This window comes from Bacillus sp. ME78, assembly GCF_903970865.1.
GTDB lineage: Bacteria > Bacillota > Bacilli > Bacillales > Bacillaceae_G > Bacillus_A > Bacillus_A cereus.
The window spans coordinates 238,974-254,030 of sequence record NZ_CAJCKK010000002.1; the positions used below are offsets into that span (position 1 = coordinate 238,974).

The window sequence follows — 15,057 nt, forward strand, 5'->3', positions numbered from 1 at the left end:
TATAGGAGGAGAAATATGCTTAACAAAACGCAAATCCGTTATTGTTTAGACACAATGGCGGATATGTATCCAAAAGCGCATTGTGAATTGGTTCATGATAATCCATTTGAACTTGTAATCGCGGTGGCGTTATCTGCACAATGTACAGATGTACTTGTAAATAAAGTGACAAGAAATTTATTTCAAAAATATAAAACACCAGAAGATTATTTAAGTGTTTCTCTAGAAGAATTACAACAAGATATACGCTCTATCGGATTGTATAGAAATAAAGCAAAAAACATTCAAAAATTATGCCGAATGTTATTAGATGACTATAATGGGGAGGTACCGAGCGATCGAGATGAACTTACGAAATTACCCGGTGTAGGAAGGAAAACAGCGAATGTTGTAGTTTCCGTAGCGTTTGGGATTCCTGCAATTGCTGTCGATACACATGTGGAGCGAGTGAGTAAACGATTAGCGATTTGTAGATGGAAAGATTCTGTGTTAGAAGTAGAAAAAACGTTAATGAAGAAAGTACCGATGGATGAGTGGGGGGTTACGCATCATCGTATGATTTTCTTTGGACGTTATCATTGTAAAGCACAACGACCGCAATGTGAGGAGTGCAGACTGTTAGAAGTATGTCGTGAAGGAAAGAAGCGAATGAAGGTGAAATAAGGGATGGAGCGAGTTATAGAAATACCGAAAGAATTTCACTGCTTACCATTTTTTAAAGAAAGCGTAAATTCAATTGAGTATCATACAGACGATTCTTTTGAAGAAATAATACAAAATACTTACTTTATATTTGATATTGAAAGACAGTATGAGCCATGGAAGGAAATTGAAAACAGTATTCCAGCGCTGTTGAATGTATGGAAAAATAAGCATGAAGACATTGCTATACTGTTTCGAAATAGAAATAAGCAAGAGGCTGAGGGGCCAATGATTCTTTTTGCAGCTCACTTGTTATCGGTTGTCTATTGGCTAAATGAGCAACCTGTTCATAGTTTAAATGAAATGCAAATAAATACGAATAAATTAAAAGTGCAACCTGTTAATTTTATGGAAAGATATTCATTCATAATAAAGAAACCGAGTAATTATCATTCTTATATTCAATTAGCGCAGTTGTATATCGAAATAGAAAAGCTATATGTAAAGAAAATGATAACAAAAAAGAAGTCCGCTTCTCGTTAAGAGAAACGGACTTCTTTTTTGTTTATTAGGACTCTGTTGTAATAACAGTACCGTCTGCGTGAGGTGTATCTCCTCCGGTATTTTGATGTTGCTGTTCTTGTTGTTTCTTAGCTTCTTCTTCAGCTTTTTTCTTGGCCTCTTCTTCAGCTTTCTTCTTAGCTTCTTCTTCAGCTTTTTTCTTAGCTTCTTCTTCAGCTTTTCTTCTAGCTTCCTCATCAGCTTTCTTTTGAGCTTCTTCTTGCTGTTTACGTTGTTGTTCTTGTTGCTGTTCTTGTTGTTTCTTAGCCTCTTCATCAGCTTTTTTCTTAGCTTCGTCTTGTTTTACTTTATCTTCATTAGCCTTTTTCTGGGCTTCCTCATCAGCTTTTTTCTTAGCTTCTTCATCGGCCTTTTTCTTAGCATCTTCTTCAGCTTTTTTCGCATCTGGAGTTCCGCCAGGCGCAGTGAAGGATGCACCAACTGCTGGGCTTGTTCCAGTGCCTTTTTTCGCTACTACAGAGAAGCTGTAAGTAACACCTGGTTTAATACCACCAAGAGTAGCTGTCGTACCACTTATTGATAGGCTACCACTTGAACCGTCAGTTGCTTTATAGCTGGCTGCATATGCATCAACTTCTGCTGGTCCAGACCAGTTTAGTGTAACTGTGCTAGCGCCATCAAAAGTGACATTCAGACCACTAGGAGCATCTACTTTAATTTGTTTAATTGCATCTTTTTTCGCACCTTTTACGTATAACTCTCCGTTTATTTCTTGTACAGAAGAAGGACGTTCAAAGCGTGATTTATCTGTAGCGAATTTGCTCATCATTACTTGGAACATTTGCTGTGCAATTCTAGTGGAGCGATCGCTAACATAATTTTTTGGACCATCTTTTTCGTAACCGGTCCAAACAGCCATTGTGTATTGTGGCGTATATCCAGCAAACCAGCTATCTCTGTTTGCATCAGCTGGGATGTCATATTTTTGAAGAACTGATTCATCAAAGTTTTGTGTTCCTGTTTTACCTGCTACGTCAACACCTGAAACGTATGCTGTTGGACCTGTACCACCAGAACCAGGTTTTACTACGTCACGAAGAACGTCAGTAACCATATAAGCTGTATAGTCTTGCATTGCGCGATGTTCTTTCGGTTTAAAGCTTTTCTTTTTCCCGTCCGGGAAGGTTACTTCTTTTACGAAGTGTGGTTTATTATAGTTACCACTATTACCAAAGGTTGCATATGCACCTGCTACTTCTAATGGAGAACTATCGTTACTACCGATTGCTGTTGATTCGTAGACTTTTCCTTCTTTAAAGGTCATGCCTAAACCTTCAGCAAATTCTTTTGACTTATTAAGACCAACTGTTTGTGCTGTCTTTAAAGCTGGAATGTTTAATGACTTTTTCAAAGCTTCACGTAGTGAAACGTCACCTTTGTAACTCTTTGTTGCATTTTGTATTTTCTTACCATTGGAATACGTATACTCTGAGTCGTTTAATTGATGGTATGTAGACCATTGTAAATTTTCAATTGCCGGACCGTAGTCGAAAATTGGTTTCATTGTTGAACCAACTTGGCGTTTTAAATCAGTTGCCATATTATGACCTTTGAAAGTAGACTTACTTTCTTTACGTCCAGCACCAATTGCTCGAACTTCTCCAGACTGTGTATCCATAAATACGAATGACCCTTGGAATTGATCGTCCGGATACTTAATAAGATTGCCATCCATAATTTTGTCGGCGTAATCTTGAGCATCTTGATCAAGTGTTGTATGAATCGTTAAACCATCTGAACCGATATTTACATCAGGATATTCTTTTTCAACTTCTTTTACAACCGCATCTAAAAATGCTTGATACTTCATCTCAGTTACTTCTGAAGACGGTTGAAGGCCCTCAGTTACTGGAATCTTAACGGCGTTATTCATTTCTTCTTTTGTTATATAACCATGTCGATTCATTAATGATAATACGACATTACGACGATTTGTTGCTCGTTCAACATTTTCCTTTTTTGTTGGATCATAAATGTTTGGACCTTGGGGTAAACCAGCGAGCATAGCAGCTTCATGTAATTGCAAGTCTTTTAAATCTTTACCATAATATTTTTGCGCTGCTGTCGCAATACCGTATGAACGGTTACCTAAATTAATCTTATTTAAGTACATTTCTAAAATCTCATGTTTAGAGTATTGTTGCTCTAATTTGTAAGATAAGTACCATTCTTGCACTTTTCTTTTAGCAGTTTTGTCCATCGTTAGAAAATAGTTTTTAACGACTTGCTGTGTAATCGTACTACCACCTTGGGAACCGAAACCACCAGTGACATTTTCCATAACTGCTTTTGTAGTTCGTTTAAAGTCAATTCCATTATGATCATAGAAACGCGAATCCTCAGTTGCAAGGAATGCATTTTCAACTACTTTTGGAATTTGATCATAAGTAACATGCGTTCGTTTTTCAGCACCGTATTCATAGAAGAAATTTCCGTTTTTATCAAGAAACTTTGTTGATAAAGGATTAACAAGTTTGGATTTATCTAATTTTGGAGCGTCCTTTACCATAACAAAGAAAGCGGAAACGCCGGCTACAAGACCAACGATACCAAGAAGTAGACAACCTATAAGGAATTTCTTGAAAAAGGAGCCTTTTTTCTTTGGTTTTTCTTCTTTATTTGTTTTTTTCTCTTGATTTTTTACATGATTTCGTTCTGTACGAGAACGATAATTATCTGACATTATACTTTCTCCTACCTTTCATTCTCTCCCCCAAAAGTCGAAAAAAGAGCCTTAGTGATGACTCTATCACGAAAAATAAACCGTGTCTAGTACACGGATATAGTCAATCCGAGGGTGATAACCGCATGATAATAAGGATCCATGCTCTTCTATTTCTTCTTTCGTAATCGACTTGCGTCCACCTGTATTTTGACGATTCCAAAATGCAATAATATGTTTTGCATCTAATAAATAAAATTCATCAAAAAGTGTAAATTTAATAATGACAAATGCAATTCCATTATGAGCAACCACTTGCTTCATATGTTCTATTTGATGAAGGTGGAAGTTTTGAAGTGGGAAACTAGTTTTATTTTTTGTTTCCTTTGCTTCAAAATCGATGTATTTCCCTTTGTATACACCGTTGTAATCTGTCGTAGAAGGTTGTTTAAAATACGCTTCTTTTACCACTGCAGCACTTCGAGCGGGGTAATCTACTTTTACAATTTGAAGAGGTGTAGGCTTTTTATGTACACATGCAATATTATGGGTTAAGTAATATTGATTTGTTTCATTCAATTCCTCTTCAAGGGACATACCTCTATTACTATAAGTATGTGTTTTTATAGGTGTTTTTTGAGGTTGTGAAGCTTGATTATACCTTTTTCCATTTGGGTAACGAATGGTCATAGTGTGTCCACTCCCAACTTGCTAAGAATTACTTACAAAGGTGATTATATCAAAAAATGAAAAAAGATGTGACCTTTTTGATGAAAGGTATGATGACTTATTTATGTTTACATGGAATGATTATATGAAAATTAAACAAAATCGAGAAAAAAATTTTTGTACAGAGAAAGAAAAAGCGATCATTCGCAATATTAAAAAGAAAACAGAAATAGCTAATGTGGACAATATTTCTCGGACACAATCTTATCACGAATATTATTTAAGAAATAGTGAAATCAGGTGGGCCTTTTTAGCGAGTATGGTTTCGAGAAATGCGGGATGGAATATGACTGATTTAGAAGGGAGATATTATGCCACTGTATTACCTGAAACGGTAAAAAAACATTTATTTCTTCTGTACGAACAAGCTAATTGGATTATTTTCTTAGATGCATTTCCTCAGCTATTATTGTATGAGGAAAGTAAGAAGAGACGGGCACCTCTCTTTCATTTGTTGCAATATTTCAGCGTATCAATTTTTATGGAAAAAGAATGGTTACTTTTCTGGGAAAGAAGAGATATGAATAGGCTTATGACAGCGCTTATTATAAATGAACAAAATAAAATTCAAAAACCAGTCATTGAGAACACATTTTTTAAAAAACATGTATTCCATACTGCACTTTTTAAAGTACAAGAAAGATTTCATATTAGTGCAGTTATCTTCCCAACAATTGAAGGGAGGATGTATGGATTTTCGGTTTATCAATTTGAAACGTTACAACAGCGTATAGAACTAGGAAAAAAATTAGCATGGTTATTGTTTCATCCAATTTATAATGGTTCGTTTTATAAGTTTGCATTGCAAACTACACATACTGGGTCTAGAGAAGATTATGAAGTTTACGCACAGGAAACTCGAAAGTCTTATACGCCAACACTTAGAGATATTTATCCTGTTATTTTACATGAAGAAATAAAAATGAGAGATTGGTTTTGTGCAAATATGAAAATGAATGTGCTATTTGTACTTGAAGAACCTAAAGAGGAAGTTAATATAACAGAATGGTATAGAAGAAAGAGAGAACAAATCTATAGGCTATCTATCGTAAATCGTTTTGCTAAAAGGATGGATGAGTTCATGATATAATAAAAAAGAAGTCCCGTCTTCCATTTTGAAGACGGGACTTCTTAATTTGAAACAATCCTGCTATGCGTGCTACAACTTTAATTTCAAAACGTAATGCTAGTAGGAGATTAAGGATGATTTGAAATCTACCTGTTCGTAATAAAGTCTCGCTTTATGTAGCAGGGAAGTTTGGACCATCTAGCTTTGGATTGCCAGTCTCAGGTTTATTTTGTTGTTTGTTTTGGTTTTTCTTTTTTTCATTTTTGTTCTTTGCCATTGTAATACACCTCCTTTTTGTATTGTTACCATTTCTATAAATGACATACGAAATGATTTCTTTGACGAATAACAACTAGTTTTGTCATGTGGGCAGGAGTGGTGAATCATTCGGCGAAATTACATGACAAAGGAAAAGCAAAGAAGGAGGCGTTTTGTATATGGCGATGGTTCAGAAGGAAGATGTAATGAAAAAAATGGATCAAATGTTAAGTTCTCTCGATTTGCTGGAAATGAATATAGGGATTAGAATGAATCATGCATTAAAGGATGCGAGTGAAAAAATATGCAATAAGATAGAAATAACAGAAATGCATATTGAACATATGGAAAATAAATTAGTGCATCACGAAGAAAAAGGGAATTGGGTAAAGACATTTCAAAACGTCGTAGTGAGTGCATAATAAGGTGGGAAAGAAATGAAGAATGAATCATTAATACAGTCTTCAGAAAAACTCATGCAGTATAATAATGAAGCGAATGTAAAAAAAAGAGAACTAACCGAATACGACTTTTATAAGGATATGAAACCGTTTGTAGATATGGTAGATGAGGAATTAGAGAAGTGGAAAGAATTAGCTTATACGTGGATTAAAGAAGAAAAGCCAAAGTATATACATGTACAGCAAATTGATCAAGTATACGATAATTTACAAACGAATGTGTTACAATGCTTTGTAAATAAAGGTAAAGGTAAACGATTCTTTGAAACACACCAAGCCGTTTCGTATACTTTGCAAAATATAGTTGAGCAATGTAAATAACAAGAGGGAGAACCCTCTTGTTATTTTTATGCTTCTGTCATTGTTGTAGGTTTTGTTGCGCCGTTTATTTCTAATTCTTTTATTAATGTTCGATAATCTGATATGCATATTTTTCCTTCGAGATACCAATGTCTCGCAAAGTCTAATAATTCATTTGCATTCTCTGTGCAATACCCCTTTTTTTGAGAAAACGCTTGTTTTAAATCCCCTAATACCATGTTGATTCCTCCCCCATGAGAATCTTCTTCTTAATTATCATAGCATGGAAGGGTTTTCTTTTTTAATTTTTTAAAAATTTAAACTTCCGACAAAAATAGACAGATACTCCATCACACATATTATTTTATAGGTACATATTATATATGTAGAAACTTATGTAAAGGAGGAGAGAATGCATGTTTCAACAATCTAACGTATATCAGCAAACGTATCCATATGCACAGCAAAATATGTACCAATATAATACGGATACATATTTACGGTATAATATGTATCCTTTCGAGCCTTATTATGGAAATCAAAATTATTATCAACCGTTTGAAGTGTCATTTATGAATCAAGCTCAACAACAGCAGCAACCTTATGTAAATCAGGCTCAACAACCACAACAGCAGCAACCTTATGTGAATCAAGCTCAACAATCACAAGCTCAGCAACCATACATGAATCAACAACAGCAGCAGCCTTATATGAATTCACAATATTATATGCCACCACAAGCGCCCTATGCTAATCAACAAGGGATGTTTTATCCACCAAAACAACCGTATCCGACACAGAGTAAACAAAAGCAACAACAGCCAAGTCAGTTTTCTAGTTTTGTTTCTCAATTTAAAACATCAGATGGTAACTATGATGTAAATAAAATGATGAACACAGCTGGCCAGATGATGAATGCGATGAATCAGGTGACAGGTATTGTAAAACAAGTTGGAGGCTTCTTTGGTAAGTAATGTTGAAGGGTTGTCTATGAAAGTATTGTATATGAAATAAAGGACTAGACAAATTTCCTTGTAATAAATGGGTATATATAACAATCGGCTTTCTCTCTTTTCTCATACTGTAAAGTGTAATCAGATTTTTTTAACGAGAGAGGAGAGAAAAAACTATGCATCATTGTCATCCTTGTTTTGGAGGGCATAAGCCTGTAGGACCTATTTGTACAACTGCTCCTGTCGTTCATCCGACGAAACAATGCGTAACACACTCTTTTTCAACAACGGTGGTGCCACACATTTTCCCAACACATACAACACATGTACATCATCAACAAATTAAAAACCAAAACTTCTTCCCACAAACAAATTCAAATGTAAATGTTGTGGACCCAATCGACCCAGGATTCGGCGGTGGATGTGGACCGTGTGGTCATGGACATCATGGACATCATGGACATCACGTATCTCCATTTGGTCCAGGACCAAATGTATCTCCGTTTGGACCAAACGTATCACCATTCGGACCGAATATTGGACCAAACGTATCACCATTCGGTCCAAATATTGGACCAAACGTTGGTGGAATGTTTAAAAAGTAAATGATATGTTAGAACTAGCGAAATGCTAGTTCTTTTTTTGTAATTGGAGTGTTGATATGAAAGTTATTGCAGTAACAGGATATAAGCCATTTGAACTTGGAATATTTAAAAATGATCATCCAGGGGTGGAGTGTATAAAAAAGGCATTATACCGTAAATTAACCACTTTTGTAGAAGATGGTTTAGAGTGGGTTATAATAAGCGGCCAGTTAGGTGTAGAATTATGGGCTGCTGAAGTTGTTTTTGAAATTCAAGTAGAATATCCAGATTTAAAATTAGCGGTATTCACTCCGTTTTTAGAACAAGAAGAAAATTGGAAAGAAGATAATCGTGAATATTACGAATTTATTCTTTCTCAAGCAGACCATGTTGATAGTATCACGAAAAGGAAGTATGAAAGCCCAGAACAATTTAAATTAAAAAATCAATTTTTTATTGAAAAAAGTGATGCGCTTTTAGCGGTATATGATGAAGAAAAACCAGGAAGTCCCAAATATATTGTAGAAGCAGCAAAGAAAAAAGGGGAAATAGAAAATTATCACAGTTATTTCATTCTTTTTTCTGATTTACAAGATATAATAGAAGAGGAACAGTGGAATAATGCAGAGTAATATGTAATATAGTACTCGTATATATGATTGACAAAAAGCATTGTTTCTGAAAAAATTTAGTTAATGAAAGTTTTGGTAAAAATTTGAGGTGAAGAAAATGATTTCGGATAAAATTAAATTAACAGCGAAAGATATTTTAGAAAAAGAATTTAAAACAGGTATGAGAGGTTATCAGCAAGAAGAAGTAGACAAGTTTCTTGATATGATCATTAAAGACTATGAAGCTTTCCACAAAGAGTTTGAGCAATTAAAGCAACAAAATGCTCGTTTAAAGCGTGAATTAGAGGAACAAAAACTAGCAGTAACGCAAGTTCCACAACAACCTGTACAAACACCAGTTGCACAACCGGTTTATAACAACACGAATACGGATATTTTAAAACGCTTATCTAACTTAGAAAAAGCTGTATTTGGAAGTAAGTTATACGAATGATGTAAGGTGGGAAAAGGTTTAAGCGTTTTACATAGAAAAAAACGTTGCAAAATCTTTTTGTTTCCACTATACTAATGGATGTCATAACGTTTGGGTAATCGCTGCAACGCCAACGTTGTAGAGGAAAGTCCATGCTCGCACGGCCTGAGATGGCTGTAGTGTTCGTGCCTAGCCAATTCATAAGCTAGGGTATTCTGGCTGTAAGGCTGGTTTAACGGCAGGGAAAAAACCTAAGTCCTTTCGGATATGGTTTGACTACCTTTAAAGTGCCACAGTGACGAAGTCCTTGAAGAAATGATAGGAGTGGAACGAGGTAAACCCCACGAGCGAGAAACCCAAATAATGGTAGGGGAATCTTTTCCAAGGAAATGAACGACGGGAAAGGACAGGTTTTATAACCTGTAGATAGATGATTGCCACCGGAGTACGAGGCGTGGGCCGTTTGTAGTACAAAGGAACAGAACATGGCTTACAGAACGTTATGAACCAACTATGAAATAACTCAGCTCTCCTTTGTTAGAGGAGGGCTTTTTATTTGTATGAAGTTGTAAAGTATGAGTTAAAATGGTTAATGAGAAAATTTTTCGTAAAATGTAATGATTAATAGGACCAATTGCTATTAATTATTGTTTGAATATACATAAGAGGTGAATGCAAATGGGAAAAGTTACTTTAATTGCAACAGCGGCAATGGGTATTGAAGCGTTAGTTGCCCGAGAAGTTCGCGATCTTGGTTATGAATGTCAAGTAGAAAACAGCAAAGTAACATTTGAAGCAGATGAAAAGGCGATTTGTCGTACGAATTTATGGTTGCGTACTGCGGACCGTGTAAAAATTAAAGTTGGCGAATTTAAAGCAACAACATTTGATGAGCTATTTGAAAAAACGAAAGCATTAAACTGGGGAGATTATATTCCAGAGAATGGCGAATTCCCTGTTATCGGTAAATCTTTAAAATCTGAATTATTCAGTGTTTCGGATTGCCAACGTATCGTTAAAAAAGCTGTCGTTGAAAAATTAAAAACAACATATAAACGTACAACTTGGTTTGAAGAAGATGGTCCGTTATTCCGTATCGAGATTGCAATGCTCAAGGATATTGCAACATTAACAATTGATGCGAGTGGTGTTGGACTTCATAAACGTGGATACCGTATGGATCAAGGGGAAGCTCCGTTAAAAGAAACATTAGCTGCGTCTTTAATTAAATTAACAAACTGGAAGCCAGATCGTCCATTTGTTGATCCATTCTGTGGATCAGGTACAATTCCGATTGAAGCAGCATTAATTGGACAAAACATTGCACCAGGATTTAACCGTGGTTTCGCATCTGACGAGTGGGGCTGGGTAGGTAAACAAAACTGGCGTGAAGCTCGTCAAGAAGCTGAAGATTTAGCGAACTATGATCAACGCTTACAAATCATTGGATCAGATATTGATCATCGTATGATTCGAGTTGCTCAAGATAACGCAGAAGAAGTAGGCTTAAGCGATTTAATTACATTTAAACAAATGCAAGTAAAAGATTTCACAACAAAAGAGGATTATGGCTACGTTGTAACGAATCCTCCATACGGAGAACGTTTAAGTGAAAAAGCACTCGTTGAACAACTGTATAAAGAAATGGGACAAGTATTCCGCCCGTTAGATACATGGTCAGCGTATGTATTAACAAGCTACGAAGCATTTGAGAAGTGTTACGGAAAAGATGCGTCGAAGAAGCGTAAACTATTTAACGGATTTATCCGTACAGATTACTACCAATACTTCGGAAAACGTCCACCGCGTAATTCATAGTATAAAACTCCTCCAGCGCGCATATAATGGCTATTATGTAATGCGTAAAGGAGGAAGTGATATGGATAATTTCCAATTATCAATGATTCAAAAAGCTATTCACCGTACGTATGATGAGCTCGGAAAAGAAGTGGATAGTCAAGGTGCGATTGTAGATGAAATACAAAAAGCACAAGAAGAATATTTGTCAGCTCTTTCACATGAAACAGCGATTGATAAACGGTATTTAAAGTCATTAATATAGAAGAAAATTTTCCTTTTTCGAAAGGAAAATTTTTTTTCGTGAATTTCTATGTATTGCAACAGGGGAAAGCAAATGCATACATATGCGTAGCAGTTGCTATTATTTTTTTATAGAAAAACTTTTTGGTTGGAGGCTAAGGATGTTTACTGAGAAGAGATTACCATTTGAAGTAGGAAAACAAGATAATTTTTATGATAAGTTGAATGAGTGGATTGGAGATGTGTTTTACGACATCCTTCCGGAAAAAGGCTTTGAAGAGCGTGATGAACAAATTTTTATGGCGTTTCAGTTAGAACGCGCTTTCCAAGAAAAGAAAGTTATGTTCGCAGAAGCTGGTGTAGGAACAGGGAAAACAATTGTATATCTTCTATATGCAATTTGTTACGCGCGTTATACTGGGAAACCAGCTATTATTGCTTGTGCAGATGAAACGTTAATTGAGCAGCTTGTGAAAGAAGAAGGGGACATCGCTAAGTTATCTGAAGCATTAGGGCTATCTGTTGATGTAAGGCTTGCAAAATCAATGGATAATTATTTATGCTTACGTAAACTTGAAGATGTTATGAGTGGACGAGCTCCAGAAGTAATTGAAGACGTATATTATGAGTTACCACAGTTTGTATTCGATCATGGTACGATGCAAAACTTTACTCACTATGGTGACAGAAAAGAATTTCCACTTTTAAATGACGAAGAATGGTCAAAAGTAAATTGGGATTACTTCCAAGATTGCTTTACTTGTGATTCTCGTCATCGTTGTGGACAAACTCTTTCTCGTGAACATTATCGTAAAGCAGCAGATTTAATTATTTGTTCTCAAGATTTCTATATGGATCATATTTGGACGTACGATGCTCGTAAGCGTGAAGGACAAATTCCATTATTACCAGAAAGTAGCTGCGTTGTATTCGATGAAGGACATCTTGTAGAATATGCAGCTCAAAAAGCTTTAACATACCGTTTAAAGCAAACGATGATGGAGCAACTTTTAACGAGATTGCTACAAAACGATATTCGTGAGGAGTTTGCACATTTAGTAGAAGAAACAATTTGGCAAACAGAGCGATTCTTTGATGTGTTACAAGAAAACAAAAAAGAAATTGCCGGTTCTGATCGTTTAGAAATTACTGTGACAGAAAAAGTAACAGCTGAAGCGAAACGACTTTATGCAAAAATCGGTGAAGTTGGAGATGCATTAGTATTCGAAAGTGAAATGCATACAGTAAACACGTATGATTTAAATATTGTTGATGAGCATTTAGATGTATTAGAACATTCACTTCGTCTGTTCATGCACGAGAAAAATGTAATTACTTGGGGTGAAGAAGGTGATGGTGCCTTCACGTTAGTTATTATGCCGCGTGCAGTTGAAGAAGTATTACAAGAGAAAGTGTTCTCGAAGAAAATACCGTATATTTTCTCTTCTGCGACATTATCGAACAACGATTCATTCGCTTTCACAGCTAATAGCCTAGGGGTAAAAGATTACTTGTCATTCTCAGTTGCTTCACCGTTTGATTATGAAGAGCAAATGACAGTAAACTTACTATCGCATACGAAAGAAAATGAATGGGAAAGAAAGTGTCAATATACACTTGAAAATATTCAAAAAACAAATGGACGTACGCTTGTATTGTTCCGTACAACGCAAGAGCTTGCAGCGTTCAAAGAGTATGTAAGTAAAGAGCAAATGTCGGTTCCGTTCTTATATGAAGGCGATCAGGAAATTAGTCAGCTCGTTTCTCGTTTCCAAAATGAAGAAGAGACTGTACTTTGTGCGGTTCATTTATGGGAAGGTTTAGATATTCCTGGTTCATCATTATCGCACGTTATTATTTGGTCTTTACCATTCCCTCCAAACGATCCTGTGTTTGAAGCGAAACGTAAGCACGTAAATGATCCATTCTGGGATGTAGATGTACCATATATGATTTTACGACTTCGTCAAGGAATTGGGCGTTTAATTCGTACAAGTGAAGATAAAGGTGCTATATCAATCTTCTTATCTGATTCAGAAGATGAGAAAGTAGTTGCAGCTGTGAAAAATGTACTGCCAGTAGAAGGTAAAGAATTATAAGGAGAAAGCTTGGCGCTTGCCAAGCTTTTTTCTATTATAAAAGGAATTTATGTTTCCGTGTCGAATTAAGTTTGAGGTAGAAAAAGGAGGCTTTTATACGATGACAGTTGCTACATATGAAGTAGAAAAACAATTTTTAACATACGTGAAGAAGATACAAAATTACGGAGAAGCATTAAGTTTAATGTTTTGGGATTTAAGAACAGGTGCACCAAAAAAAGGTGTAGATCAGCGTTCAGAAGTAATTGGTATGCTTTCGTCAGAAGTGTTTGCTATGTCGACTTCAGATGAGATGGGAAACTATTTAACAGAGCTTGAAGCTTTAATACGTGAAGATAAACTTTCTGAAACGACGAAGAAAATGGTTGAAGAGTGTCGGAAAGAATATGATAGAAATAAAAAAATTCCACAAGCTGAATATGAGGCTTATGTGAAATTAGAAGCGAAAGCAGAGAGTGTGTGGGAAGAAGCTCGCGAAAAATCTGATTTCGAAATGTTCCGCCCGTACTTAGAAAAAATTGTTGAATTTAAAAAGAAATTTATTACATATTGGGGTTATGAAACATATAAATACAATACATTATTAGACATGTATGAGCCAGGTATTACAGTAGAAGTTTTAGATCACGTATTTGGTCAACTTCGTGAGCGTATCGTGCCGCTTGTAAAAGAAATCTCTGAGTCTAAAAAAGGATTAAAAACAAGTGCTTTATCGGAACAATTTTCAAAAGAAAAACAAAAGAACTTTACATTAGAACTATTAAAGCAATTGAATTATGACTTTGAAGCAGGTCGTCTTGATGAAACAGTACATCCTTTCGAAATTACATTAAATAGAGGGGATGTTCGTATTACGACACGCTATGATGAAAAAGATTTCCGTATGGCTGTATTTGGAACAATTCATGAATGTGGTCATGCAGTATATGAACAAAACATTGCAGAACAATTTGAAGGTACACCACTTTGCAGTGGTACATCTATGGGTATTCACGAATCACAATCATTATTCTTTGAGAACTTTATCGGCCGTAATAAATCATTCTGGAAGAAAAATTATGATTTATTAAAAGAGTATAGCGATGGTCAATTTGATGATATGTCAGTCGATGAGTTTTATGATGCAATTAACGAATCGAAGCCGTCATTCATTCGTATAGAAGCAGATGAGCTTACATACCCGCTTCATGTTATGGTGCGTTATGAATTAGAGAAAGAATTATTTGATGGTACATTACAAGTGAAGGACTTACCAGCAGCTTGGAATGATAAGATGGAAGCATATTTAGGAATTCGTCCGGAAAATGATGCGCAAGGTGTATTGCAAGATGTTCACTGGGCTGGTGGCTCATTTGGATACTTCCCATCTTATGCGCTTGGTTACATGTATGCAGCGCAATTTAAGCAAAGAATGTTAAAAGACATTCCGAACTTTGATGCATTATTAGAAGAAGGAAACGTAACACCGATTCGTGAATGGTTAACAGAACATATTCACCAATATGGTAAAACGAAAAAGCCGCTTGAAATTTTAGAAGATGTAACAGGTGAAGGCTTAAATGCAAACTACTTAGCCGATTATTTAGAAGCGAAATATAGAGCGATTTATGAGTTGTAAAAAAAGAGCTGCTTAA

The 15,057-nt window shown here is 35.6% G+C and carries 17 protein-coding genes and 1 other RNA gene; 14 read left to right on the forward strand and 4 right to left on the reverse strand.

Annotated features, from left to right (window positions below; genetic code table 11):
• The first annotated feature begins 15 nt into the window (after positions 1 to 15).
• Together nth and H6481_RS04925 are read left to right on the forward strand one after the other, a co-directional pair.
• Positions 16 to 663, forward strand: a complete 648-nt coding sequence (gene nth / locus H6481_RS04920) for an endonuclease III (protein ID WP_182811109.1) — start codon at positions 16 to 18, stop codon at positions 661 to 663.
• A gap of 3 nt (positions 664 to 666) precedes the next feature.
• Positions 667 to 1,185, forward strand: coding sequence for a YpoC family protein (locus H6481_RS04925; protein ID WP_182811111.1), 519 nt, complete (start codon positions 667 to 669; stop codon positions 1,183 to 1,185).
• Positions 1,186 to 1,210: 25 nt separating this feature from the next.
• Here the strand turns inward: H6481_RS04925 and H6481_RS04930 are convergent, their stop codons facing one another.
• Entirely contained in the window at positions 1,211 to 3,907 is a 2,697-nt protein-coding gene (locus H6481_RS04930; RefSeq protein WP_065482933.1) for a PBP1A family penicillin-binding protein, read from the reverse strand.
• A 66-nt stretch (positions 3,908 to 3,973) separates the two neighbouring features.
• Positions 3,974 to 4,576, reverse strand: coding sequence for a Holliday junction resolvase RecU (recU, locus tag H6481_RS04935; protein WP_000155599.1), 603 nt, complete (start codon positions 4,574 to 4,576; stop codon positions 3,974 to 3,976).
• A gap of 103 nt (positions 4,577 to 4,679) precedes the next feature.
• Between recU and H6481_RS04940 the strand changes: the two genes are divergently transcribed.
• A complete protein-coding gene (locus H6481_RS04940) occupies positions 4,680 to 5,705 on the forward strand; it encodes a DUF2515 domain-containing protein (protein WP_000495657.1) in 1,026 nt (341 codons plus the stop codon).
• Between the two features lie 151 nt (positions 5,706 to 5,856).
• On the opposite strand, the gene H6481_RS29085 is transcribed toward H6481_RS04940, so the two are convergent.
• A complete protein-coding gene (locus tag H6481_RS29085) occupies positions 5,857 to 6,036 on the reverse strand; it encodes a hypothetical protein (RefSeq protein ID WP_001987054.1) in 180 nt (59 codons plus the stop codon).
• An 85-nt stretch (positions 6,037 to 6,121) separates the two neighbouring features.
• Between H6481_RS29085 and H6481_RS04945 the strand changes: the two genes are divergently transcribed.
• The gene (locus tag H6481_RS04945) at positions 6,122 to 6,364 is read left to right on the forward strand and encodes a hypothetical protein (RefSeq protein ID WP_001252036.1); all 243 of its coding nucleotides are present in this window, start codon (positions 6,122 to 6,124) and stop codon (positions 6,362 to 6,364) included.
• 15 nt (positions 6,365 to 6,379) lie between these two features.
• Positions 6,380 to 6,724: a YppE family protein gene (locus H6481_RS04950; RefSeq protein ID WP_000787408.1), complete on the forward strand. Its 345-nt coding sequence runs from the start codon at positions 6,380 to 6,382 to the stop codon at positions 6,722 to 6,724.
• Positions 6,725 to 6,750: 26 nt separating this feature from the next.
• Here the strand turns inward: H6481_RS04950 and H6481_RS04955 are convergent, their stop codons facing one another.
• Positions 6,751 to 6,942, reverse strand: coding sequence for a YppF family protein (locus H6481_RS04955; RefSeq protein ID WP_000242652.1), 192 nt, complete (start codon positions 6,940 to 6,942; stop codon positions 6,751 to 6,753).
• A 177-nt stretch (positions 6,943 to 7,119) separates the two neighbouring features.
• Here H6481_RS04955 and H6481_RS04960 point away from each other — a divergent pair, with 177 nt between their 5' ends.
• The 9 genes from H6481_RS04960 to ypwA all read left to right on the forward strand — a co-directional run bounded on the left by H6481_RS04960 (position 7,120) and on the right by ypwA (position 15,041).
• A complete protein-coding gene (locus H6481_RS04960; RefSeq protein WP_000487718.1) occupies positions 7,120 to 7,677 on the forward strand; it encodes a YppG family protein in 558 nt (185 codons plus the stop codon).
• A gap of 155 nt (positions 7,678 to 7,832) precedes the next feature.
• Positions 7,833 to 8,261: a CotD family spore coat protein gene (locus H6481_RS04965; protein WP_000546290.1), complete on the forward strand. Its 429-nt coding sequence runs from the start codon at positions 7,833 to 7,835 to the stop codon at positions 8,259 to 8,261.
• Between the two features lie 56 nt (positions 8,262 to 8,317).
• Entirely contained in the window at positions 8,318 to 8,872 is a 555-nt protein-coding gene (locus H6481_RS04970) for a DUF1273 domain-containing protein (RefSeq protein WP_000862925.1), read from the forward strand.
• Positions 8,873 to 8,969: 97 nt separating this feature from the next.
• Entirely contained in the window at positions 8,970 to 9,305 is a 336-nt protein-coding gene (gene gpsB / locus H6481_RS04975; protein WP_000622431.1) for a cell division regulator GpsB, read from the forward strand.
• Between the two features lie 86 nt (positions 9,306 to 9,391).
• Positions 9,392 to 9,782, forward strand: an RNA gene (gene rnpB, locus H6481_RS04980) — RNase P RNA component class B.
• A 180-nt stretch (positions 9,783 to 9,962) separates the two neighbouring features.
• A complete protein-coding gene (locus tag H6481_RS04985; RefSeq protein ID WP_000521227.1) occupies positions 9,963 to 11,102 on the forward strand; it encodes a class I SAM-dependent RNA methyltransferase in 1,140 nt (379 codons plus the stop codon).
• A 61-nt stretch (positions 11,103 to 11,163) separates the two neighbouring features.
• Complete coding sequence (locus H6481_RS04990; RefSeq protein ID WP_000368570.1) at positions 11,164 to 11,346, forward strand: DUF3921 domain-containing protein; 183 nt, start codon at positions 11,164 to 11,166, stop codon at positions 11,344 to 11,346.
• Positions 11,347 to 11,485: 139 nt separating this feature from the next.
• Complete coding sequence (locus H6481_RS04995) at positions 11,486 to 13,423, forward strand: ATP-dependent DNA helicase (RefSeq protein ID WP_000493709.1); 1,938 nt, start codon at positions 11,486 to 11,488, stop codon at positions 13,421 to 13,423.
• Between the two features lie 100 nt (positions 13,424 to 13,523).
• Positions 13,524 to 15,041: a carboxypeptidase gene (ypwA, locus tag H6481_RS05000; protein WP_023521517.1), complete on the forward strand. Its 1,518-nt coding sequence runs from the start codon at positions 13,524 to 13,526 to the stop codon at positions 15,039 to 15,041.
• Positions 15,042 to 15,057 lie beyond the last annotated feature (16 nt).